Annotated in this window: 20 protein-coding genes; 10 read left to right on the top strand and 10 right to left on the bottom strand. The window is 51.8% G+C overall.

What is annotated here, in order from left to right; all coding sequences use genetic code 11:
- The first annotated feature begins 73 nt into the window (after positions 1-73).
- The 3 genes from GF617_RS17110 (at position 74) to GF617_RS17100 (ending at position 2,774) form a co-directional block, all read left to right on the top strand.
- Positions 74-427 (top strand): DsrE/DsrF/TusD sulfur relay family protein, encoded by a 354-nt coding sequence (locus GF617_RS17110; RefSeq protein ID WP_181619709.1) that lies wholly within the window; start codon positions 74-76, stop codon positions 425-427.
- Between the two features lie 107 nt (positions 428-534).
- A complete protein-coding gene (locus GF617_RS17105) occupies positions 535-2,319 on the top strand; it encodes a methyl-accepting chemotaxis protein (RefSeq protein ID WP_203452142.1) in 1,785 nt (594 codons plus the stop codon).
- Positions 2,320-2,531: 212 nt separating this feature from the next.
- Complete coding sequence (locus GF617_RS17100; RefSeq protein WP_181619711.1) at positions 2,532-2,774, top strand: DUF1883 domain-containing protein; 243 nt, start codon at positions 2,532-2,534, stop codon at positions 2,772-2,774.
- Between the two features lie 42 nt (positions 2,775-2,816).
- On the opposite strand, the gene GF617_RS17095 is transcribed toward GF617_RS17100, so the two are convergent.
- Positions 2,817-3,512, bottom strand: a complete 696-nt coding sequence (locus tag GF617_RS17095) for a gamma-glutamylcyclotransferase (RefSeq protein ID WP_181623771.1) — start codon at positions 3,510-3,512, stop codon at positions 2,817-2,819.
- Between the two features lie 447 nt (positions 3,513-3,959).
- Here GF617_RS17095 and chaA point away from each other — a divergent pair, with 447 nt between their 5' ends.
- Positions 3,960-5,060: a sodium-potassium/proton antiporter ChaA gene (gene chaA, locus GF617_RS17090; RefSeq protein ID WP_181619712.1), complete on the top strand. Its 1,101-nt coding sequence runs from the start codon at positions 3,960-3,962 to the stop codon at positions 5,058-5,060.
- 66 nt (positions 5,061-5,126) lie between these two features.
- Here the strand turns inward: chaA and kdsA are convergent, their stop codons facing one another.
- Genes kdsA through hemA form a run of 6 tightly spaced genes read right to left on the bottom strand, consistent with a single transcriptional unit; the run spans position 5,127 to position 10,430 of the window.
- Entirely contained in the window at positions 5,127-5,981 is an 855-nt protein-coding gene (gene kdsA, locus GF617_RS17085; RefSeq protein WP_181619713.1) for a 3-deoxy-8-phosphooctulonate synthase, read from the bottom strand.
- A gap of 36 nt (positions 5,982-6,017) precedes the next feature.
- Complete coding sequence (sirB1, locus tag GF617_RS17080; RefSeq protein WP_181619714.1) at positions 6,018-6,827, bottom strand: invasion regulator SirB1; 810 nt, start codon at positions 6,825-6,827, stop codon at positions 6,018-6,020.
- 3 nt (positions 6,828-6,830) lie between these two features.
- Entirely contained in the window at positions 6,831-7,223 is a 393-nt protein-coding gene (sirB2, locus tag GF617_RS17075) for an invasion regulator SirB2 (protein WP_181619715.1), read from the bottom strand.
- A complete protein-coding gene (gene prmC, locus GF617_RS17070; RefSeq protein ID WP_181619716.1) occupies positions 7,220-8,050 on the bottom strand; it encodes a peptide chain release factor N(5)-glutamine methyltransferase in 831 nt (276 codons plus the stop codon). The genes sirB2 and prmC overlap by 4 nt, the downstream gene beginning before the upstream one ends.
- The gene (gene prfA / locus GF617_RS17065) at positions 8,050-9,132 is read right to left on the bottom strand and encodes a peptide chain release factor 1 (protein WP_181619717.1); all 1,083 of its coding nucleotides are present in this window, start codon (positions 9,130-9,132) and stop codon (positions 8,050-8,052) included. Before prfA ends, prmC begins: the two co-directional genes overlap by 1 nt.
- Positions 9,133-9,173: 41 nt before the next feature.
- Positions 9,174-10,430, bottom strand: a complete 1,257-nt coding sequence (gene hemA, locus GF617_RS17060; RefSeq protein ID WP_181619718.1) for a glutamyl-tRNA reductase — start codon at positions 10,428-10,430, stop codon at positions 9,174-9,176.
- Between the two features lie 210 nt (positions 10,431-10,640).
- Between hemA and lolB the strand changes: the two genes are divergently transcribed.
- From lolB to dauA, 4 genes are all read left to right on the top strand, one after another.
- On the top strand, positions 10,641-11,252 hold the full coding sequence (lolB, locus tag GF617_RS17055; RefSeq protein ID WP_181619719.1) for a lipoprotein insertase outer membrane protein LolB: 612 nt from the start codon (positions 10,641-10,643) through the stop codon (positions 11,250-11,252).
- Complete coding sequence (gene ispE, locus GF617_RS17050) at positions 11,249-12,118, top strand: 4-(cytidine 5'-diphospho)-2-C-methyl-D-erythritol kinase (protein WP_181619720.1); 870 nt, start codon at positions 11,249-11,251, stop codon at positions 12,116-12,118. Before lolB ends, ispE begins: the two co-directional genes overlap by 4 nt.
- 125 nt (positions 12,119-12,243) lie before the next feature.
- Positions 12,244-13,191 (top strand): ribose-phosphate diphosphokinase, encoded by a 948-nt coding sequence (gene prs, locus GF617_RS17045; RefSeq protein WP_003856663.1) that lies wholly within the window; start codon positions 12,244-12,246, stop codon positions 13,189-13,191.
- A 124-nt stretch (positions 13,192-13,315) separates the two neighbouring features.
- Positions 13,316-15,013 carry a C4-dicarboxylic acid transporter DauA gene (dauA, locus tag GF617_RS17040; protein WP_181619721.1) on the top strand — a complete coding sequence of 566 codons (1,698 nt, stop codon included), beginning with the start codon at positions 13,316-13,318 and terminating at the stop codon, positions 15,011-15,013.
- On the opposite strand, the gene GF617_RS17035 is transcribed toward dauA, so the two are convergent.
- Together GF617_RS17035 and ychH are read right to left on the bottom strand one after the other, a co-directional pair.
- Complete coding sequence (locus tag GF617_RS17035; RefSeq protein ID WP_203452141.1) at positions 14,993-16,039, bottom strand: MerR family transcriptional regulator; 1,047 nt, start codon at positions 16,037-16,039, stop codon at positions 14,993-14,995. The two genes, dauA and GF617_RS17035, sit on opposite strands and share 21 nt — an antisense overlap.
- Positions 16,040-16,163: 124 nt before the next feature.
- Positions 16,164-16,439: a stress-induced protein YchH gene (gene ychH / locus GF617_RS17030; RefSeq protein WP_181619723.1), complete on the bottom strand. Its 276-nt coding sequence runs from the start codon at positions 16,437-16,439 to the stop codon at positions 16,164-16,166.
- Between the two features lie 279 nt (positions 16,440-16,718).
- Here ychH and pth point away from each other — a divergent pair, with 279 nt between their 5' ends.
- Together pth and ychF are read left to right on the top strand one after the other, a co-directional pair.
- Positions 16,719-17,303 (top strand): aminoacyl-tRNA hydrolase, encoded by a 585-nt coding sequence (gene pth, locus GF617_RS17025; protein ID WP_203452140.1) that lies wholly within the window; start codon positions 16,719-16,721, stop codon positions 17,301-17,303.
- A 126-nt stretch (positions 17,304-17,429) separates the two neighbouring features.
- The gene (gene ychF / locus GF617_RS17020) at positions 17,430-18,524 is read left to right on the top strand and encodes a redox-regulated ATPase YchF (protein WP_181619725.1); all 1,095 of its coding nucleotides are present in this window, start codon (positions 17,430-17,432) and stop codon (positions 18,522-18,524) included.
- Between the two features lie 404 nt (positions 18,525-18,928).
- Here ychF and GF617_RS17015 read toward each other — a convergent pair whose 3' ends face one another.
- Positions 18,929-19,672, bottom strand: coding sequence for a hypothetical protein (locus tag GF617_RS17015; protein WP_203452139.1), 744 nt, complete (start codon positions 19,670-19,672; stop codon positions 18,929-18,931).
- Positions 19,673-19,815 lie beyond the last annotated feature (143 nt).

The following is a 19,815-nucleotide window of genomic DNA, read 5'->3' as shown; positions in this document are numbered from 1 at the left end:
GCTTACTCTCCCGGTTCGGTATTATCGGTTGAGATAAGCAATATTCGTGCCTTATCAAAGAACAGGAGTCAACATGCAGAAGATTGTAATCGTCGCCAACGGTGCGGCATATGGCAGTGAATCCCTCTTCAACAGTCTGCGTCTGGCGATTGCCCTGCGCGATCAGGACAGCGAACTGCAATTACGTCTCTTTTTAATGTCTGATGCGGTCACCGCCGGACTGAAGGGGCAAAAACCCGCCGAGGGATATAACATCCAGCAAATGCTGGAAATTCTGACGGCGCAAAATGTCCCAGTGAAACTGTGCAAGACCTGCACTGACGGACGGGGTATCACGGAATTACCGCTGATTGACGGAGTTGCAATTGGAACCCTGGTCGAACTGGCTCAATGGACACTTACCGCAGATAAAGTATTAACTTTTTAATAATATATTCTGAAAAATATTATTTTCTTATGGACGCGGTTTCAGCATCAAGTTTACCTGCCGGGTTGCCGATAGGCATGTGAAACAACACAGCAGGTATTTTACTTATGTTCAGATCAATTCGCGCACGCATCATTGCCGCGACGACAGGCTGTCTGATCGTCGCCCTTATTCTTAACACCGTTATCAACTTTCAGGTTACTCGCCAGGATAACCAGCAATCGCAACGCGATATTCTGACCAGCACCAGTGCCAGCCACAATATGGCGATTGCCGACTGGGTAAACAGCAAAATGACCGTGATCGCCTCTGCGCAAAACGTGGCGCTAAGCGATGATCCGGTTCCGGTGTTTAAACAACTCGCCGAGGCCGGTGGTTTTACTAACGTCTACGTGGGTTATGCCAGTAAAACGGCGAAATTCTCCGACCCTGCCGGCGTGCCTGCTGATTACGACCCTACCGTCCGCCCGTGGTATCAGCAGGTCGTCAGCACCGATGCCCCTGTCGTAACTGCCCCTTACGTTGATGCCGGAACCGGTAAACTGGTCGTGACCTTTGCCGTACCGGTCAAAGACAATGGCACGCTTAAAGCCGTGGTGGCGGGCGATGTGGCGATGGACAGCGTGGTGGCTAACGTTCGCGGGATCCATCCTACACCTGCAAGCAGTGGCTTACTGGTTGATAGCGACGGTACAGTCATTGCCGCCAACGATCCCGCTCTGACGCTGAAACCCTTTAGTGAAACCGTCAAAGACACTGATTTCACTGCCCTGAAAAGCGGCGTTTCGGTTGATGGGTTATTTAATGGTGTCGAGAAAACCTTTATAGCAACGCCCGTCGCCGGTACACACTGGATGCTGGTGGTTGCCCTCGATAACAACGATGCCACCTCCGGAATGCGCTCTCTGCTGAAAGCCTCCGCGATCTCCCTGGTGATCCTTGCCCTGCTCAGCGGAGCCATTGTCCATTTCCTGATTGCCCGCCTGCTCAGACGCTTGTCCGATATCCGTGATGCTATGCACGCCATCGCCAACGGGACCAACGATCTTTCCCAGCGTCTTCCGGACAGCGGTGACGATGAGGTGGCGCAAATCGCGCAGGCCTTCAATGCGTTCAGTGACAAATTATCCGTGGTGATGGTGCAGTTACGCGATGCCAGCGCATCGGTAAAAAATGCAGCACAGGAGATTGCCGCGGGTAACCAGGATCTCTCCGGGCGTACCGAACAGGCTGCCTCCAGCCTGCGTGAAACGGCAAGTGCCGTTGAGCAAATCACAGCCTCCGTGACCCAGTCAAACGAGTCCGCAGCGGAAGCAAACGATCAGGCAAGCAAAGCCTCGGCTGCCGCATCGCGCGGAGGGGATGTCGTTTCTCAGGCAATCTCGACCATGCAATCTATCGAAGTGGCTTCTGCCAAGATTGGTGATATCACCAGTGTGATTGACGGCATTGCCTTCCAGACGAACATTCTGGCGCTGAATGCGTCGGTAGAAGCGGCGCGAGCCGGAGAACAGGGGCGCGGGTTTGCCGTTGTCGCCGGAGAGGTTCGTAACCTTGCCAGCCGCAGCGCACAAGCCGCCAAAGAGATTAAATCCCTGATCGACTCCACTACCGACAGCGTGGCAACCGGTTCTCGCTATGTCCATCTGGCAGGCGAAAGCATGGACGAGATCCGCTCCAGCATCGGCAGTGTGTCCGGGATTATGCGTGAGATTTCAATCGCCACCAGCGAGCAGATGAAAGGTATCCATGAGATTAACCATGCGGTGACGCATCTTGATCGAATGGTACAGCAGAATGCCGAACTGGTTGTCGAATCCGCCGCCGCCGCCAGTGCGCTGCAGAGCCAGGCGGGCGACCTCGCTGAAACTGCCGGGCATTTCCGCATTTAATTTTATTCAGGCGCGTCTTTACCTTGTTAAATACGCGCCAGCTGAATGCTTTCAGGTGTTTTGTCATTTTTGTTTAAACGTTATGCAATTTTTTGATCAAAATCAGCATCTCACCCCCTCCCGTTTGGTGTTATGCCATGAGTGAATTGTGAACAACATCACGCTCAGGATTGGCTGCAAGGAGAGCGTCGTTTCGGACTACGGGGTAAATAATGGCACTGGTAAAAACAAGTTTGACACTGTTTGGCGGGGATACGGTGGTGGTGCGTTGCTCAGAGCGCTGCCACATTCATCTGATGAGTTCAAAAGCGCAAAAACAATCGCAGGCTGACATTTTAAGCGTGCAGGATAAAGATAATGCGTGGCTCACTGTGCCCTATACCGGCACGTGGGATGTCCTGATTGACAGCCACAGTCAATCGCTTGAGCACTCTGTAAGTTACGTTCCCGCCTGATATGTCTGCGCCCGGTTTGCCTTCTGGCAACCGGGCGTTTTATCAGGCAAATCCCGGACGCAACGGGTTATTTCGCACATTCCCTTCGAGCAAGGCTTGCACTTTCGCCACCAGCTCATTCAGACACTCATCTTTCATGCCGAGGCGCGTCAGTTCTTCATCAAGAGAAAACAGATACTGAGCGTTAGTGCCTAATGGCCCGCTGGCGGATGCAATCAGCGGGGCGATAACCTGAGTGCGTGTATCGGCTTCATACAGCGGATGGCGCGGATCCATAATAAATACCAGCGCGTTGACAGTACGACCATCATCAAGCTCAAGCTTGCACCAGCTTGGCATATAGCAGCCGGTGATCATCTCCCGCTTCCACAAGAGCGTGAGTTCATCCTCCAGCGTCGCATCCGGCAAGCGGTATGCAACCCCGGTGGTGCGCCCGCCCTCTTTCAGTGCAAGCATACGGCCTGGCTGGCAGGCGCTGCCTCGTCCGGCCGTCAGGCGCAAACAAAATGCGCGATGCCAGCCAGGTAATGTCCCTGTCGCCGATTCGACAAACTCGAGAGCCGGGTTCCACATCAGGGAGCCGTAACCAAAAATCCATACCGGGCCATCATCCGGACGGCACGCCAGCGTGGCCGCGAGCGATGCCGCACGTTGCTCAGCCGACCAGAGAAGCGATTCCTCAATAGCACCAAATGCTGTTTTACAATCTGCCTTCATTAAGAAATCACGCGTTAACACTTTACACCTCCGCCACTGCATGCTTCCTTGCGACATCTGTAATTCGCCTTCCCGGCATTATGTGCTGTTCATTTTGACAGCAGTTAATTAACGATAAGCAATTCGCAGGCCAGTTGCAATACAACGAAAGTTCAACCACCTGAAAAGTCAAAATTGAGGCTGCTAATTATTCAGCCGTGTAGTACGTTTGACCTACTACTGCGCCTCATCTATCGCCGATCTATGCTCTTGCCCGACATTATCAAAAGTGAAAAAATGGACGACTTAATTCATTGTTATTTAGATTTTTAATTAGATAAAACACACTATTAGAGATAACTCAGCGGAAATACAGCCATTACGGTAAAAGTAAGTAAAAAATAACAGAATAGTAATTTTGATCTGTTAGTTTAATGGCCACAAATTTTCTATCTATAATTACAAGCACCTGCATTGAGGGAGAACAACATGACAGCGACACATGAGGCGGTGAAGACCCGCCACAAGGAGACATCACTCATTTTCCCGGTCCTGGCACTGGCAGTGTTGCTTTTTTGGGGAAGCAGCCAGTCATTGCCAGTGGTCGTCGGCATTAATATCCTTGCCCTGATTGGTATTTTGAGCAGTGCATTCAGTGTTGTTCGCCACGCCGACGTGCTAGCGCACCGTCTGGGCGAGCCATATGGTTCATTAATATTAAGTCTTTCCGTCGTCATTCTTGAAGTCAGTCTGATTTCAGCACTGATGGCGACAGGTGATGCTGCGCCGACACTGATGCGAGACACCTTGTACTCCATCATCATGATTGTTACCGGCGGGTTGGTCGGTTTTTCTCTGTTATTGGGCGGACGTAAGTTTGCCACTCAATATATGAATCTGTTTGGTATTAAACAGTACCTGATTGCTCTTTTTCCTCTTGCCATTATTGTTCTGATCTTTCCAATGGCGCTGCCGGGAGCGAATTTCACCACTGGACAGGCGTTACTGGTTGCCCTGATTTCTGCGGCCATGTACGGCGTATTTCTGCTTATTCAGACGAAAACGCACCAGAGCCTGTTTGTCTATGAACATGAAGATGACAGCGACGACGACGACCCCCATCACGGTAAACCTTCGGCGCACAGTAACGCCTGGCATACGATTTGGCTGATCGTACATCTGATTGCGGTTATCGCCGTGACCAAAATGAACGCCAATCCACTGGAAACCCTGTTAACAGAGCTGAATGCCCCTGTGGCATTTACCGGTTTCCTGGTCGCGTTGCTGATCCTGTCACCGGAAGGTTTAGGTGCGTTGAAGGCCGTACTGAGCAATCAGGTACAGCGTGCGATGAACCTGTTTTTTGGTTCCGTGCTGGCAACCATTTCACTGACCGTCCCGGTCGTGACGCTGATTGCGTTTATGACTGGCAACGAACTGCAGTTTGCGCTGGGTGCGCCGGAGATGATTGTCATGGTCGCGTCACTGGTGCTATGCCATATTTCCTTCTCGACCGGCAGGACTAACGTACTGAACGGTGCGGCGCATATGGCCTTGTTTATTGCATACCTGATGACGATCTTTGCGTGAACCTGATGCCCTCTCCGGCGTGAGAAGATGCACATATAAAAAAACCCGCCGAAGCGGGTTTTTTTATTAGTTGCTGGTATCCAGCTCGTCGAAGCTCTTCACCAGATCATCAATCGCCTTGATCTGCTTCAGGAATGGCTCCAGTTTATCCAGTGGCAACGCGGATGGACCGTCGCATTTCGCATTGGCCGGATCAGGGTGCGCTTCAATGAACAGCCCTGCCAGACCGACCGCCATACCGGCACGCGCCAGTTCCGTAACCTGTGCACGACGTCCACCGGACGCTGCGCCAAACGGATCGCGGCATTGCAGGGCGTGGGTCACGTCGAAGATGACCGGAGACTGGTTGGAAACGTTCTTCATCACGCTGAAACCCAGCATGTCGACCACCAGGTTGTCATAACCGAAGTTTGCACCACGGTCACACAGGATCACCTTGTCATTCCCACCTTCGATAAACTTATCAACGATGTTACCCATCTGACCCGGGCTTACGAACTGGGGTTTTTTCACGTTGATCACCGCACCGGTTTTAGCCATTGCTTCAACCAGATCGGTCTGACGCGCAAGGAATGCCGGAAGCTGAATCACATCAACGACATCAGCCACAGGCTGCGCTTGTGATGCTTCGTGTACGTCGGTGATCACTTTCACGCCAAACGTCTGCTTCAGCTCCTGGAAAATCTTCATTCCCTCTTCCAGGCCTGGGCCACGGTAAGAGTTGATAGAGGAACGGTTGGCTTTGTCAAAAGAGGCTTTAAACACATACGGAATACCCAATTTCTGGGTTACGGTCACGTAGTGTTCGCAGATGCGCATGGCAAGATCACGGGATTCCAGAACGTTCATGCCACCAAAGAGCACGAACGGCAGGTCGTTTGCCACGTTGATATCACCAATGCTAACCACTTTTTGTTTCATAGGATCGCCTTATTCAGGTGTGAATCGGAATTAAGATTAATGCAGTGTAATTTGTTTGTGCGCGATCGCGTTGATCTGCGCGCGGATCATTTCGCTAATCGGGTCTTCCGGGCACTGTTCGACAAAATAATTCAAATCGTTCAGCGCGACATGTTCACAGTCAAGCTGTGCATAGATAAGACCGCGATCGCGAATTTCATATGGATCTTCCGGATTGAATTGCAACAGCACTTCACTGGCACGCAATGCCAGTTCCATCTGACGCTCCTCCATTAATGCCGCCTTCAGCGTGTCCAGCAGTTTACGGATCACTTCTGAATTATCAGCTTCATCGAGATCTTCGTTGAAGAGCTCGGCTACCGGGCTAATGTTGCCTTTCAGCCAGACGTCAAGCGTGTGTTCGTCCAGTGTGTCGCCGTTAAACGGGTTAATTAACCACATTTCACCGTCCAGCCATTCTGCACGCAGGATCATCTGTGTCGGGAAAATGACCGGAACCAGAGGGATATCCAGACGGTGCGCAACCCATAGCAAAATCGCGCCCAGAGCAACCGCGCTGCCCTGACGATTTTTTAAGACCTGATCCAGCCAAAGTGCGTCGGACAGGCGATACACACCGCGCGTATCGCAAAAACCCCATTCTCCATAGAAAAGCTCAACCAGCTTCTCTAATTGCCAGTCCTGCGGGCGCGACTGATTTATCTCTTCTCGCGCCAGGCTTACCAGGTTTTCCAGCTCAGCATTGACGTACTGCGACGTAAAATCATCGCGGATCATCTCTGAAATCAGAATCATGCCATCGCAAAGCGGCACTTTGTTAAATTCGAAATCGGCCAAGGACCTCATGACTTACCCCAGTAACGGTATTCTTGTGGTGGCGAGTTTAATGATGATGTACAGCACCACCAGACCCAGCAGAAAGGCGATAAAACCGACCTGCTGGCTGCGCGGACGACGTCGTCCAAGCGCGATAAAACCCAAAACGATGTAGATGATAACGCCAAACAGCTTTTCAGTCAGCCATGTGCCTTTATCAGTAAATGGCAGATAGCCTGTCTTCCACATTAAGCCCACACCGGACAGGAACAGCAGTGTATCGATGCAGTGTGGTGCAACGCGTACCCAGCGGGTTTCGAGCAACGGATTGTTGCTGTAACGCCACCAGTAACGGAGAATAAAAAAACTGATGGTCAATGCGACAGACGCCAGATGAACGGAGATCAGCACAGTAAAGAGCGTCATGACCATTTACCTATCGTCAGACGCTCATTGCCCCCATAGTCACGGCAGGTCTCCACCGCGCGATAACCGACACGGGTGAACAGCAGACGTACCGCTTCTCCCTGCGTCCAGCCATGTTCCAGCAACAACCAACCACCTGGCAGCAGGTGCTGGCGAGCCAAATCAATGATGTGTTCAAGATCGGCCAGCCCTTCGTTAGCCGCAACCAACGCTGTCATCGGTTCGAAGCGGACATCCCCCTCTGACAAATGAGGATCTCGCTCGTCAATGTAGGGCGGATTACTGACAATCATCTCAAAGGTGCAATGTTCCAGAGCGGCAAACCAACTGCTTTGGATCACCGTCACATTGCTCAGCCCCAGACGCTCAAGGTTACGCTTTGCTAGCGCAACCGCATCGGGCATCACATCGACGGCAGTCACCTGGCAATCAGGACGTTCACTGGCCAGAGCCAGGGCGATCGCCCCCGTTCCTGTGCCTAAATCGAGGATCTGACATGCATGAGATGGCAACCGCGCCAGTGCCTGTTCGACCAGGCATTCCGTATCAGGACGCGGGATCAGCGTGGCTGGAGAGACATAGAGCGGCAGTGACCAGAACTCACGTTCACCCACCAGGTGTGCCACAGGTTCCCCCGTTTTACGGCGTGAAAGCAGTGCCGCAAGTTGCGCTTCCTGCTCTGCACTCAGCACCGTTTCGCCAAACGCCAGGAGAAAGGTCCGGGCTTTTCCCGTCACAAACCCCAGCAATATTTCGGCATCACGACGCGGGCTTTCACTGGCGGAAAGCTCACTGACGGCATGGCGTAACCAGTGCTGAAAATCCATTAGTCCTGCTCAGCCAGCGCCGCCAGTTGATCGGCCTGGAATTCCTGGACAATAGGTTCGATCAGCATGTCGAGTTTCCCTTCCATCACCTCATCCAGACGGTAAACCGTCAGGTTGATGCGGTGGTCAGTAACGCGCCCTTGCGGGAAGTTATAGGTACGGTTACGGTCGCTGCGATCACCGCTACCAAGCAGGTTACGGCGCGTTGAGGCTTCCGCCTGCTGGCGCTTTGCCACTTCGGCGGCACGAATACGCGCCCCCAGAACTGACAATGCTTTCGCTTTGTTTTTATGCTGCGAACGTTCGTCCTGACACTCCACCACAATACCGGTTGGCAGGTGGGTAATACGAATTGCGGAGTCGGTGGTGTTAACGTGCTGACCACCCGCACCGGAAGAACGGAAGGTATCAATGCGCAGCTCCGATGGGTTGATATCCGGCAGTTCTGCTTCCGGCAGTTCCGGCATGACCGCGACGGTACAGGCGGAGGTGTGGATTCGACCCTGGGATTCCGTTGCAGGAACGCGCTGGACGCGATGCCCACCTGATTCGAATTTCAGACGGCCATAAACACCTTCGCCGCTGATTTTGGCGATCACTTCTTTATACCCACCATGTTCACCTTCATTGGCGCTCATGATTTCGACTCGCCAGCGGCGAGCTTCAGCATAACGGCTGTACATACGGAACAGATCGCCAGCAAACAGAGCGGCTTCATCCCCTCCCGTACCAGCGCGCACTTCGACAAAAGCGTTACGTTCGTCATCCGGATCTTTTGGCAGCAGCAGAACCTGAAGCTGTTGCTCCATCTCTTCGGCACGCGCTTTTGCATCCTGCAACTCTTCCTGCGCCATTTCGCGCATTTCCGGGTCGTCGAGCATCATCTGTGCCGTTTCGATATCTTCCTGAACTTTTTGCCAGTCAATAAAGCAGCGCGAAACATCACTCAACTGTGCGTATTCACGGGATAACGCGCGAAAACGGTCCTGGTCTGCAATAGTCCCGGCATCACCGAGCAGCGCCTGTACTTCTTCATGGCGCTCGTGCAGAGCTTCCAGTTTGGCGACGATAGAGGGCTTCATAGGCGTAAATGCACCTTGTAATAGAAAATGGGTGTGTGGCGCTATTCCAGCCCGAGGCTGTTGCGCAGAATAGTCAGGCGTTCATCATCCCCGTCTCGGGCAGCCTGCTGAAGAGATTTGGTTGGTGCATGAATCAGGCGATTGGTCAGTTTCCATGCCAGATCCTGCATAATTGCCTGCGCGTCACCGCCCTGTTCAAGGGCAGCCAGCGCTTTGGCAGTCAGGTCGTCTCGCACCTGCTCTGCCTGACCGCGATATTCGCGGATGGTCTCGCTAACGCTTTGGGCGCGCAGCCAGGCCATAAACTCACTGGTTTCCTGCTCAACAATCGTTTCCGCCTGAACTGCGGCCGCTTTACGCTGCGCGAGGTTGTGCGAAATGATACTTTGCAGGTCATCCACGCTGTAAAGATAGGCGTTCGCCAGCTTGCCGACTTCCGGTTCGACATCGCGCGGAACGGCGATATCGACCAGCAACATCGGTTGGTTACGACGGGATTTCAGTGCGCGTTCCACCATCCCTTTACCGATGATCGGCAGCGGGCTGGCGGTAGAACTGATAATGATATCCGCCTCTTTAAGACGTTCATCAATGTCGCTTAACGCAATCACCTCTGCGCCGACTTCGTCTGCCAGAACCTGCGCCCGTTCACGGGTACGGTTAGCAATAATCATCTTCTTCACTTTGTGCTCACGCAAATGGCGAGCCACAAGTTCAATGGTTTCACCCGCACCAACCAGTAATACCGTAACGGTTGAGAGTGATTCGAAGATTTGACGAGCGAGCGTACAGGCTGCGAAAGCAACAGAAACCGCACTGGCACCAATGTCGGTTTCGGTTCGCACACGCTTAGCCACGGAGAAGGATTTCTGGAACATGCGCTCCAGTTCACTGGCTTTAAGATGCCCTTTTTGGGAATCTGCAAACGCCTTTTTCACCTGCCCCAGAATTTGTGGTTCACCCAGTACCAGAGAATCCAGACCGCTGGCGACGCGCATCAGGTGACTGACTGCATCATTGTCCTGATGCCAGTACAGGCTATTACGCAACTCTTCTTCGTTCAGGTTGTGATATTCACATAACCAGCGGATCAGCGCTTCATGCAGATTATCCTGCTCTTCTACACTGAGATAGAGTTCGGTACGGTTGCACGTCGACAGCACCACGCCACCTTGCACCATAGGTTGTGCAAGCAGACTATCCAGCGCCAGGTCGAGTGTATCCGGCGAAAACGTGACACGTTCTCGCAACGAAACCGGGGCTGTTTTGTGGTTAATACCGAGTGCTAAAAGGGTCATGTGAGCGGGAATAATACCAGCGTTAATAAGGTTAGCAGGTGGCATCATACAGGATGCGCGAGATCAATAAAAGAGACCGCCCCCTTTCGGAGTAATAGGTGTTCCGCGCTAATTAAATGATTTAAGACAATATGAACGTAGACGCTGCCAGCGCCGGGCGCTAGCATTAAGGGTTATTACTGCAACGTATCTCAAGGATTTGTCATTATTATGACCCGACTGATTCGCCTGCTGCCTTTGACGGCGCTGCTTCTGACCGCGTGTTCTATTACTCCACCCAAAGGTCCGGGTAAAAGCCCTGACTCCCCGCAGTGGCGTCAGCACCAGCAGGATGTGCGCAATTTGAGCCAATACCAGACGCGCGGTGCGTTTGCCTACCTATCTGACGAGCAAAAAGTGTACGCCCGTTTCTTCTGGCAGCAAACGGGGCAGGATCGTTACCGTCTGCTGCTTCTGAACCCGCTGGGTAGCACAGAACTGGAGTTAAACGCGAAGCCTGGCGAAGCACAAATTACCGACAACAAAGGCCAGCATTACACCGCGACCGATGCCGAAGAGATGATTGGCAAACTGACCGGCATGCCGATTCCGCTCAATAGCCTGCGTCAGTGGATCCTCGGCCTGCCGGGTAATGCGACCGATTATACCCTCGACGACCAGTATCGTCTGAGCCAGGTCAATTACACGGAAAAGGGCAAAACCTGGAAAGTGGTGTACAGCGGTTATGACAGCAACAGCAAACCGGCGCTGCCATCCAATATGGAACTGACCGAAGGCACTCAGCGTATCAAGCTGAAAATGGATAACTGGATGGTCAAATGATGACCCACTGGCCCTCCCCTGCAAAACTGAATCTGTTCCTGTACATCACCGGGCGACGGGCAGACGGTTACCACACACTGCAAACGTTGTTTCAGTTTGTCGATTATGGTGACACGGTGTCGATCAGCCCTCGCCATGATGGCCAGATTCAACTGCTGACCCCTGTTGAAGGTGTGGAGCACGACGATAATCTCATTGTGCGTGCCGCGCGCCTCCTGATGAAAGCGGCGAGAGAGAGTGGGCGGCTGCCGACCGGAAGCGGTGCAGATCTCCGCGTTGAGAAACGGCTGCCTATGGGCGGTGGACTGGGTGGCGGCTCATCCAATGCCGCTACCGTTCTGGTCGCGCTGAATCATCTGTGGGGATGTGGTTTGTCAACAGACGCACTGGCGGCCCTGGGGCTGACACTAGGAGCCGATGTTCCGGTATTTGTTCGTGGCCATGCCGCCTTTGCAGAAGGGGTCGGTGAAATCCTGTCACCGGCTGAACCGCCGGAAAAATGGTATCTGATCGCCCACCCCGGCGTGAGTATTCCCACGCCTGTTATTTTCAACGATCCGGACCTCCCGCGTAATACCCCAACGCGGTCAATAGAAACGTTATTAAAATGTGAATTCAGCAACGATTGCGAGGTTATCGCAAGAAAACGTTTTCGTAAGGTTGATGCGGTGCTTTCCTGGCTGTTAGAATACGCGCCGTCGCGCCTGACTGGCACAGGGGCTTGTGTCTTTGCTGAATTTGACACTGAATCCGCCGCTCGTCAGGTGCTAGAGCAAGCGCCAGAATGGCTGCATGGTTTTGTGGCGCGTGGGATGAACACTTCCCCGCTACAGCAGACCCTTCTTGCGCAGACTGAGTTTCGGTGACAACGTCACCCTGTTCCAGACGTTGCATCGCGCTCTTTAATACACCGCCTGGATAGCCTTCGCCTGGCCCGCACAGTTTTTGGCGAATGTTATCCACCATTGGACGCATGCCTGAGGTTCTTCTCGTGCCTGATATGAAGCTTTTTGCTGGTAACGCTACCCCGGAACTAGCACAACGTATTGCCAACCGCCTGTACACTTCCCTCGGCGACGCCGCTGTAGGTCGCTTTAGCGACGGCGAAGTCAGCGTACAAATCAACGAAAATGTACGCGGTGGTGATATTTTCATCATCCAGTCCACCTGTGCTCCAACTAACGACAACCTGATGGAATTGGTTGTTATGGTCGATGCCCTGCGCCGTGCTTCTGCAGGCCGTATCACGGCTGTTATTCCTTACTTTGGTTATGCCCGCCAGGACCGTCGCGTCCGTTCCGCGCGTGTACCTATTACCGCTAAAGTTGTTGCCGATTTCCTGTCAAGCGTCGGTGTAGACCGTGTTCTGACGGTTGACCTGCACGCCGAGCAGATCCAGGGCTTCTTTGATGTCCCGGTTGATAACGTATTCGGCAGCCCAATTCTGCTGGAAGACATGCTGCAGCTGAACCTGGATAACCCGATTGTGGTTTCTCCGGACATCGGCGGCGTAGTCCGCGCTCGTGCTATCGCCAAACTGCTGAACGATACCGATATGGCTATCATCGACAAACGCCGTCCACGTGCTAACGTTTCTCAGGTGATGCACATCATCGGTGACGTTGCAGGTCGTGACTGCGTGTTGGTTGACGACATGATCGATACCGGTGGTACGCTGTGTAAAGCAGCCGAGGCGCTGAAAGAGCGTGGCGCTAAGCGTGTGTTCGCCTACGCAACTCACCCGATCTTCTCCGGTAATGCGGTGAATAATCTCCGCAACTCTGTTATCGATGAAGTGGTGGTTTGCGATACCATCCCATTAAGCGATGAGATCAAAGCACTGCCAAACGTACGTACTTTGACCCTGTCCGGGATGCTGGCCGAAGCGATTCGTCGTATCAGCAACGAAGAATCCATCTCAGCAATGTTCGAGCACTGATCGAACACGGCCGAAAAACCCGCTGCGGCGGGTTTTTTTGTTTTGAATATTCATTTGTATGACCAATGCCTCCTTCACCTGCCATTCACATGACAGATGATGCGCACACGGATGATAGATTATTGTGAAAAACGTAACTTCCTCACAAGTTCTGCCCTTTCGCGCCCTCATCGACGCCTGCTGGAAAGAGAAATACACCCTGTCACGCTTTATGCGCGACGTTATTGCGGGTATCACCGTCGGGATTATTGCGATTCCCCTGGCGATGGCGCTGGCAATTGGTAGCGGTGTTGCACCGCAATATGGGCTGTATACCTCGGCAGTTGCCGGGATTGTGATTGCGCTGACGGGGGGTTCTCGCTTTAGCGTCTCGGGGCCAACCGCCGCCTTTGTGGTGATCCTCTACCCGGTATCACAGCAGTTTGGGCTGGCTGGCCTCCTGGTTGCCACACTGATGTCTGGCGTCTTTTTGATTCTGTTCGGGCTGGCCCGCTTTGGTCGGTTAATCGAATATATCCCCCTTTCCGTGACGTTGGGGTTCACATCAGGGATTGGTATTACCATCGGGACGATGCAAATCAAGGATTTCCTGGGTTTACAGTTGCCGCATGTACCGGAACATTACCTGCAAAAAGTGGGGGCACTGTTTATGGCGCTACCCACTATCAATATGGGCGATGCTGCCATTGGTATCGTCACATTGGGCACGTTGATTGTCTGGCCACGTTTGGGCATTCGCCTGCCAGGTCATCTGCCAGCATTGCTGTTGGGATGTGCAGTGATGGCTATCGTCAACATGCTTGGCGGTCACGTGGCAACTATTGGTTCCCAGTTCCATTACCTGTTAGCCGATGGCTCGCAGGGCAACGGGATCCCTCAGCTTTTACCGCAACTGGTGTTGCCGTGGGATATGCCAGGCTCCACCTTCACTTTAAGCTGGGACTCCCTGCGCGCGCTGCTACCTGCTGCGTTCTCGATGGCAATGCTGGGCGCTATTGAATCGCTGCTCTGCGCCGTCGTGCTGGATGGTATGACAGGAACCAAGCATAAAGCCAACAGCGAGCTGGTCGGCCAGGGACTTGGCAACATCATTGCCCCTTTCTTTGGCGGCATCACTGCCACCGCCGCAATTGCGCGTTCCGCGGCTAACGTTCGGGCAGGCGCAACCTCTCCGGTATCAGCCGTTATTCACGCGGTACTGGTGATCCTTGCACTGCTGATCCTTGCCCCCTTACTCTCCTGGCTCCCGCTTTCGGCTATGGCAGCCCTGCTGCTGATGGTCGCCTGGAACATGAGCGAAGCGCATAAGGTGGTCCACCTGCTGCGTCGTGCGCCAAAAGACGACATCATCGTGATGCTGATCTGCATGTCGCTGACCGTTCTGTTTGACATGGTGATCGCCATTAGCGTGGGCATTGTGCTGGCTTCCCTGCTGTTTATGCGCCGAATTGCACAAATGACCCGCCTCTCCCCGGTGAACGTCGAGGTTCCGGATGATGTACTGGTGCTTCGGGTGATCGGCCCGCTGTTCTTTGCCGCAGCAGAAGGCCTGTTCAACGAACTGGAGTCACGCATTGCCGGTAAACGGATCGTGGTACTGAAGTGGGATGCAGTTCCGGTACTGGATGCGGGAGGTCTGGATGCCTTCCAGCGCTTTGTCAAAAAGCTGCCGGAAGGCTGCGAACTGCGCGTGAGTAATCTTGAATTCCAGCCTCTGCGCACCATGGCGCGGGCTGGTGTACAACCAGTTCCAGGCCGTCTCGCATTCTATCCTAATCGCGAAGCAGCCTTAGCCGATGTGTTAGTGACCGAGCATCAATAAGCGTTTTTGCATCATGATGTCTATCGCCTGCTGTAGCCATTCAAGCACAGCAGGCGTCATCCACGTTCCTTTCATCAGATGCGGCTCCTGTTGCATCGCAACCCGAAACTTTTGCTGTGTGGCCGGGTTTGTTCCCGCGTAGGACTGAAAAAGCATCAGCCAGTTTTCAGCCAGCGCTTGTGCAGCTTCTGTTGAGGGATCGAGCGACGCTTGCTGCGCCTGGTGTAATTTCGCTACCAGCGGTGGCCATTCCATCATCCGGTCAAAATAGTGGGCGCGCGTAAACACCATCTCTTCTGCGGTAAGATAGTTTTCCCAGATAACGAGTTTTGATTCGGCGAAAGCCCGCGTAACATAATCGGTCATCTCAGGTGTTATCCCTGTTTGCTCGCGCATTTGCGGCTCAACGCTATGCATCTCATTAAGCCGGGTCAGGAATTCTGGCTTACCTGCCGTGTCCTCCTCCAGACGCAGCATCCAGCGTGTCGCGAGATCCATCGCTCTCGGATCCGTCACACTAACATGCTGTTCCAGCAGCATTTGAGCCTCATTAACCAGGCCTGACCAAATCACAGCCAACTCGGCTTTCTGCGCCGCAAAGGGTAACTGCTGTAACTCTTCTTTGCTAAACCAGCGATCATACATGTTCATTAACTCCAGAGTTTGTAGCCAGGACTCAAGGTCCGGCGTCTCCTGTGCATTCAGTCCGGTACGTAAATCCGTCAGTCGGTCACGCAACGTACTGATGCTGCGTACCTGTTTATCCAGCAAGCGGATTTGTGCGTCCAGGAGATCAGCCAGCGAGAGAGACGCGTGATCCAGAAAGTCTCGTATTTCGGCAAGCTCCAGCCCTGCTTTTGCCAGCACCTGTATCATGTGCAGGCGTTTAACATCAGCCAGATTATAAAGCCGGTAGCCAGCCGCACTTCTGGCAGAAGGCAGTAACAACCCTGTTTGTTCGTAATGGTGCAATGTTCGCACGGTGATCCTGGCCCGTCTGGCCAGTTCCCCCACTTGAATCAACATAACGGTTCCTTTTCTTTTGCCAGTGGCACTCACTCTGGAGCCTTACGTTACGTGAGGGTCAAGCTGATATGCAAAAAAAACGGTTCCGACAGGAACCGTTTCTCATAAAATCCTGCTATAACCGCTAGCTGTGTTTATGCTGATCGCGGCGGCAGCGTTTATCATAGTGGCGCACCCACCAGTACCGGTCACTCACCTGTTCATGACCACTGACACGCGCACCTGCAAGCCAGAGGACAGCACCTACGAAGATACTCAATACCGCGCCATGTGCGAAATATTGTGGCAGGTCGAGCTGCGGCAATTGGTTTAAAATAGAGTAACCGACACCGGCGACCATCACGAACAGTCCCAACCCCATCAGTACGTTACCGAGTATCGAAGCGTTTTTGCGTTTCATAGATTACCTCCGGAACTTTGGTTTGGGTTGCAGGGCAGTATGTCCCTAATCCTTGTGTGTAAAGTATAGACAACGGCCCTTTCAGGAGTTGCGTGAACGATCACAATTACGCTCATCTCCACCACAAAAGTTTACAAATAAGCCTCTGAACCGCTTGAAATTCTAATGGTTCACATCAGTAATTATTCGTATTTTGGCGTTGCCGGCGCAGAATTTTGTCAAGCGGCGCGCCAGACAGTAAACTACGCGCCAGATCTGGAATCTTTTAGGAATTAAACCGTGACGATTAAACTGATTGTCGGCCTTGCCAACCCGGGCGCTGAATATGCTGCAACCCGCCATAATGCCGGTGCGTGGTATGTTGATCTGCTGGCCGAACGGTTACGCGCCCCCCTGCGCGAAGAACCGAAATTCTATGGTTTTACTTCGCGTATAAACCTGGCGGGTGCTGATGTGCGCCTGCTTGTGCCAACCACATTTATGAATCTGAGCGGCAAAGCGGTTGCGGCGATGGCAACTTTTTATCGCATCAATCCGGACGAAATTCTGGTCGCCCATGATGAGCTGGACCTGCCGCCAGGAGTGGCAAAATTCAAACTGGGCGGTGGTCATGGTGGCCACAACGGGCTAAAAGACATCATCAGTAAATTGGGCAATAACCCGAATTTTTACCGTTTACGCGTTGGAATCGGCCATCCGGGCGATAAAAACAAAGTTGTCGGCTTTGTGCTCGGCAAACCTCCGCTTTCTGAGCAAAAACTGATTGATGATGCAGTAGACGAAGCGGCGCGTTGCACCGAAATTTGGCTGAAAGATGGCTTAACAAAAGCGACAAACCGCTTACATGCCTTCAAAGCGCAATAATCCGGACATTACGGCTTTTTTACCGCGCGACATGCGGGTTACGTGTATAATAAGCGAAGTTATTTACTTTTCTTCAATCGGTTAGCTCTAACGGATTGATAATCAAGACATTAAGGTGATTTAGAAATGGGATTCAAATGCGGTATCGTTGGTCTGCCTAACGTTGGCAAATCCACCCTGTTTAACGCGCTCACCAAAGCGGGTATTGAAGCGGCAAACTTCCCGTTCTGTACCATTGAGCCGAACACCGGTGTCGTACCCATGCCTGATACGCGTCTGGATCAGCTCGCGGAAATCGTGAAACCGCAGCGCATCCTGCCAACCACCATGGAATTCGTGGATATTGCGGGTCTGGTAAAAGGCGCATCCAAAGGTGAAGGTCTGGGCAACCAGTTCCTGACCAACATCCGTGAAACGGAAGCGATTGGTCACGTCGTTCGTTGTTTTGAGAACGACAACATCATCCACGTAAACAACAAAGTGGACCCGGCTGACGATATCGACGTTATCAATACCGAGCTGGCGCTGTCTGACCTGGACACCTGCGAACGTGCCCTGCACCGTGTGCAGAAGAAAGCCAAAGGTGGCGATAAAGACGCGAAAGCTGAACAGGCTGCGCTGGAAAAATGTCTGCCACAGCTGGAAAACGCGGGCATGTTGCGCGCGCTGAAAAACCTGACAGAAGAAGACAAGGCTGCCATCAAGTACCTGAGCTTCCTGACGCTGAAACCAACCATGTACATCGCTAACGTCAACGAAGACGGTTTTGAGAACAATCCGTACCTGGATAAAGTCCGTGAAATTGCTGCGGCAGAAGGTTCTGTTGTTGTGGCCGTTTGTGCCGCCGTTGAATCCGATATCGCCGAACTGGACGATGCTGACCGTGAAGAATTCATGGCTGAGCTGGGTCTGGAAGAACCGGGGCTGAACCGCGTGATCCGCGCAGGTTACGAACTACTGAACCTGCAAACCTACTTCACCGCTGGCGTGAAAGAAGTTCGTGCCTGGACTATTCCTGTGGGTGCGACCGCACCGCAAGCCGCAGGTAAAATCCACACCGACTTCGAGAAAGGTTTTATCCGCGCACAGACCATCGCGTTCGAAGACTTCATCACCTACAAGGGTGAGCAAGGCGCGAAAGAAGCGGGCAAGATGCGTGCTGAAGGCAAAGACTACATCGTTAAAGATGGCGATGTGATGAACTTCCTGTTCAACGTTTAAAAATAAATAACTTAATGAAATCATTTAGTTATCATGATTAAACCTGCGTATTTTATCTTCCGCGTACAAATCCGCGTACAAACTGGGCGACGCTAGGATTAGGTAAATTGCACGCATGTCGATAAAACCGATCATATTAAGTGGTCGGTTTTATCTTAAGGTTTTCTTTTCAGTACGGTGTAACGATTCAAGTTGACTTGTGATGTGAGGCCATAGAGTTGCAGGGCTTTTATCCCCCCCTTATATTCCCCTTTTGCTGTTGATTAGCTGGAAGTGTAGCTGGTCACTAACATGAAGGTTATGGAAGGAATAGCCTAAAAACTAGCCGCTATCTTGCCGTTCAGATACCGAATATTAGGGTAATAATAGGATATTCCTAACCCCTGTACTAATTTTAAATTAATTTAAAGTTTTCCCTTACGTATCATTTCATCACAAACCCTCGCTCTATACCGTCCTTCAGTATCCAGTGGATACCTATCACGTAGATTATTGTTAGCAAAATTGAATGCGTTAGTTATTCGCTGTGTATTTTTTTTATCACCTTCATATAGACTAAGTAATGCCTTATATCTTCTGGTACGTTCATCATTTGAAACCAATCGGCTATTACTATCAATACTACCGCTATAACAAGCTAAAATAACTGAGCCTAGTATGTTGTCTTGAGTAGCTATATATCCGCCAAACCGGACTTCTTTTTTGATTTTTGTAGCTAAATTTAGTGCCTTTTTTTGATTTTCTTCTTTTCTACATTCTTCACTTTCCTTTTCGTTAACATTACCAAACAGAAGATCAACAATCCCACTAGCCTTATCTACCCTGTAATAGCACTTATTTTTATCTCCATACTCATAATCGAAAGCCAATGGTTTATGCCATACCAACTTTCCTGCTTTTTCTAAAGCATCTAACTGCTCCGTTGCTTTGATATCCCAACAAACGCCCGTCCCTTCAAATCCCCCATTTCGATTTTCCAAGTACCCATTTTCGTTTCTTGTCCAAACACAATCGACATTGAGTTCTTTAAGATGCGTAACTGTAAACGGTTCATCAAGATACTTAATAACGTTCTCCGCGCCCGGTGCATATGCGAAAATATTTGTTGAGCAAAAGACGAGTCCAAGTGCAACAATCACTTTTTTCATAGTAAGGCAATCCATCTATGTTTAAGCAAGCCATTTAGTATGATTCTAATACTAACACTGAACTGGTGAGGATGGTGAGGATGGTGAGGTAACTTTGCTTACTTCTATAAATTTATGCCATTTACTCACTCTAGCCGTATCTT

Source organism: Lelliottia sp. RWM.1, assembly GCF_016859735.1.
Lineage (GTDB): Bacteria > Pseudomonadota > Gammaproteobacteria > Enterobacterales > Enterobacteriaceae > Enterobacter.
Note: the sequence above shows the minus strand (reverse complement) of the source record. Positions and strands in the feature narration are given on the sequence as shown.

What these genes read in the sequence shown, in the direction of transcription:
- prmC (WP_181619716.1), bottom strand. Translation starts at nt 8,050, where the DNA reads ATGGATTTTCAGCACTGGTTACGCCATGCCGTCAGTGAGCTTTCCGCC.
- GF617_RS17100 (WP_181619711.1), top strand. Translation starts at nt 2,532, where the DNA reads ATGGCACTGGTAAAAACAAGTTTGACACTGTTTGGCGGGGATACGGTG.
- sirB1 (WP_181619714.1), bottom strand. Translation starts at nt 6,827, where the DNA reads ATGAGGTCCTTGGCCGATTTCGAATTTAACAAAGTGCCGCTTTGCGAT.
- sirB2 (WP_181619715.1), bottom strand. Translation starts at nt 7,223, where the DNA reads ATGACGCTCTTTACTGTGCTGATCTCCGTTCATCTGGCGTCTGTCGCA.
- ychH (WP_181619723.1), bottom strand. Translation starts at nt 16,439, where the DNA reads ATGAAACGCAAAAACGCTTCGATACTCGGTAACGTACTGATGGGGTTG.
- GF617_RS17110 (WP_181619709.1), top strand. Translation starts at nt 74, where the DNA reads ATGCAGAAGATTGTAATCGTCGCCAACGGTGCGGCATATGGCAGTGAA.
- GF617_RS17105 (WP_203452142.1), top strand. Translation starts at nt 535, where the DNA reads ATGTTCAGATCAATTCGCGCACGCATCATTGCCGCGACGACAGGCTGT.
- GF617_RS17015 (WP_203452139.1), bottom strand. Translation starts at nt 19,672, where the DNA reads ATGAAAAAAGTGATTGTTGCACTTGGACTCGTCTTTTGCTCAACAAAT.
- prfA (WP_181619717.1), bottom strand. Translation starts at nt 9,132, where the DNA reads ATGAAGCCCTCTATCGTCGCCAAACTGGAAGCTCTGCACGAGCGCCAT.
- kdsA (WP_181619713.1), bottom strand. Translation starts at nt 5,981, where the DNA reads ATGAAACAAAAAGTGGTTAGCATTGGTGATATCAACGTGGCAAACGAC.
- ispE (WP_181619720.1), top strand. Translation starts at nt 11,249, where the DNA reads ATGATGACCCACTGGCCCTCCCCTGCAAAACTGAATCTGTTCCTGTAC.
- ychF (WP_181619725.1), top strand. Translation starts at nt 17,430, where the DNA reads ATGGGATTCAAATGCGGTATCGTTGGTCTGCCTAACGTTGGCAAATCC.
- chaA (WP_181619712.1), top strand. Translation starts at nt 3,960, where the DNA reads ATGACAGCGACACATGAGGCGGTGAAGACCCGCCACAAGGAGACATCA.
- lolB (WP_181619719.1), top strand. Translation starts at nt 10,641, where the DNA reads ATGACCCGACTGATTCGCCTGCTGCCTTTGACGGCGCTGCTTCTGACC.
- GF617_RS17035 (WP_203452141.1), bottom strand. Translation starts at nt 16,039, where the DNA reads ATGTTGATTCAAGTGGGGGAACTGGCCAGACGGGCCAGGATCACCGTG.
- hemA (WP_181619718.1), bottom strand. Translation starts at nt 10,430, where the DNA reads ATGACCCTTTTAGCACTCGGTATTAACCACAAAACAGCCCCGGTTTCG.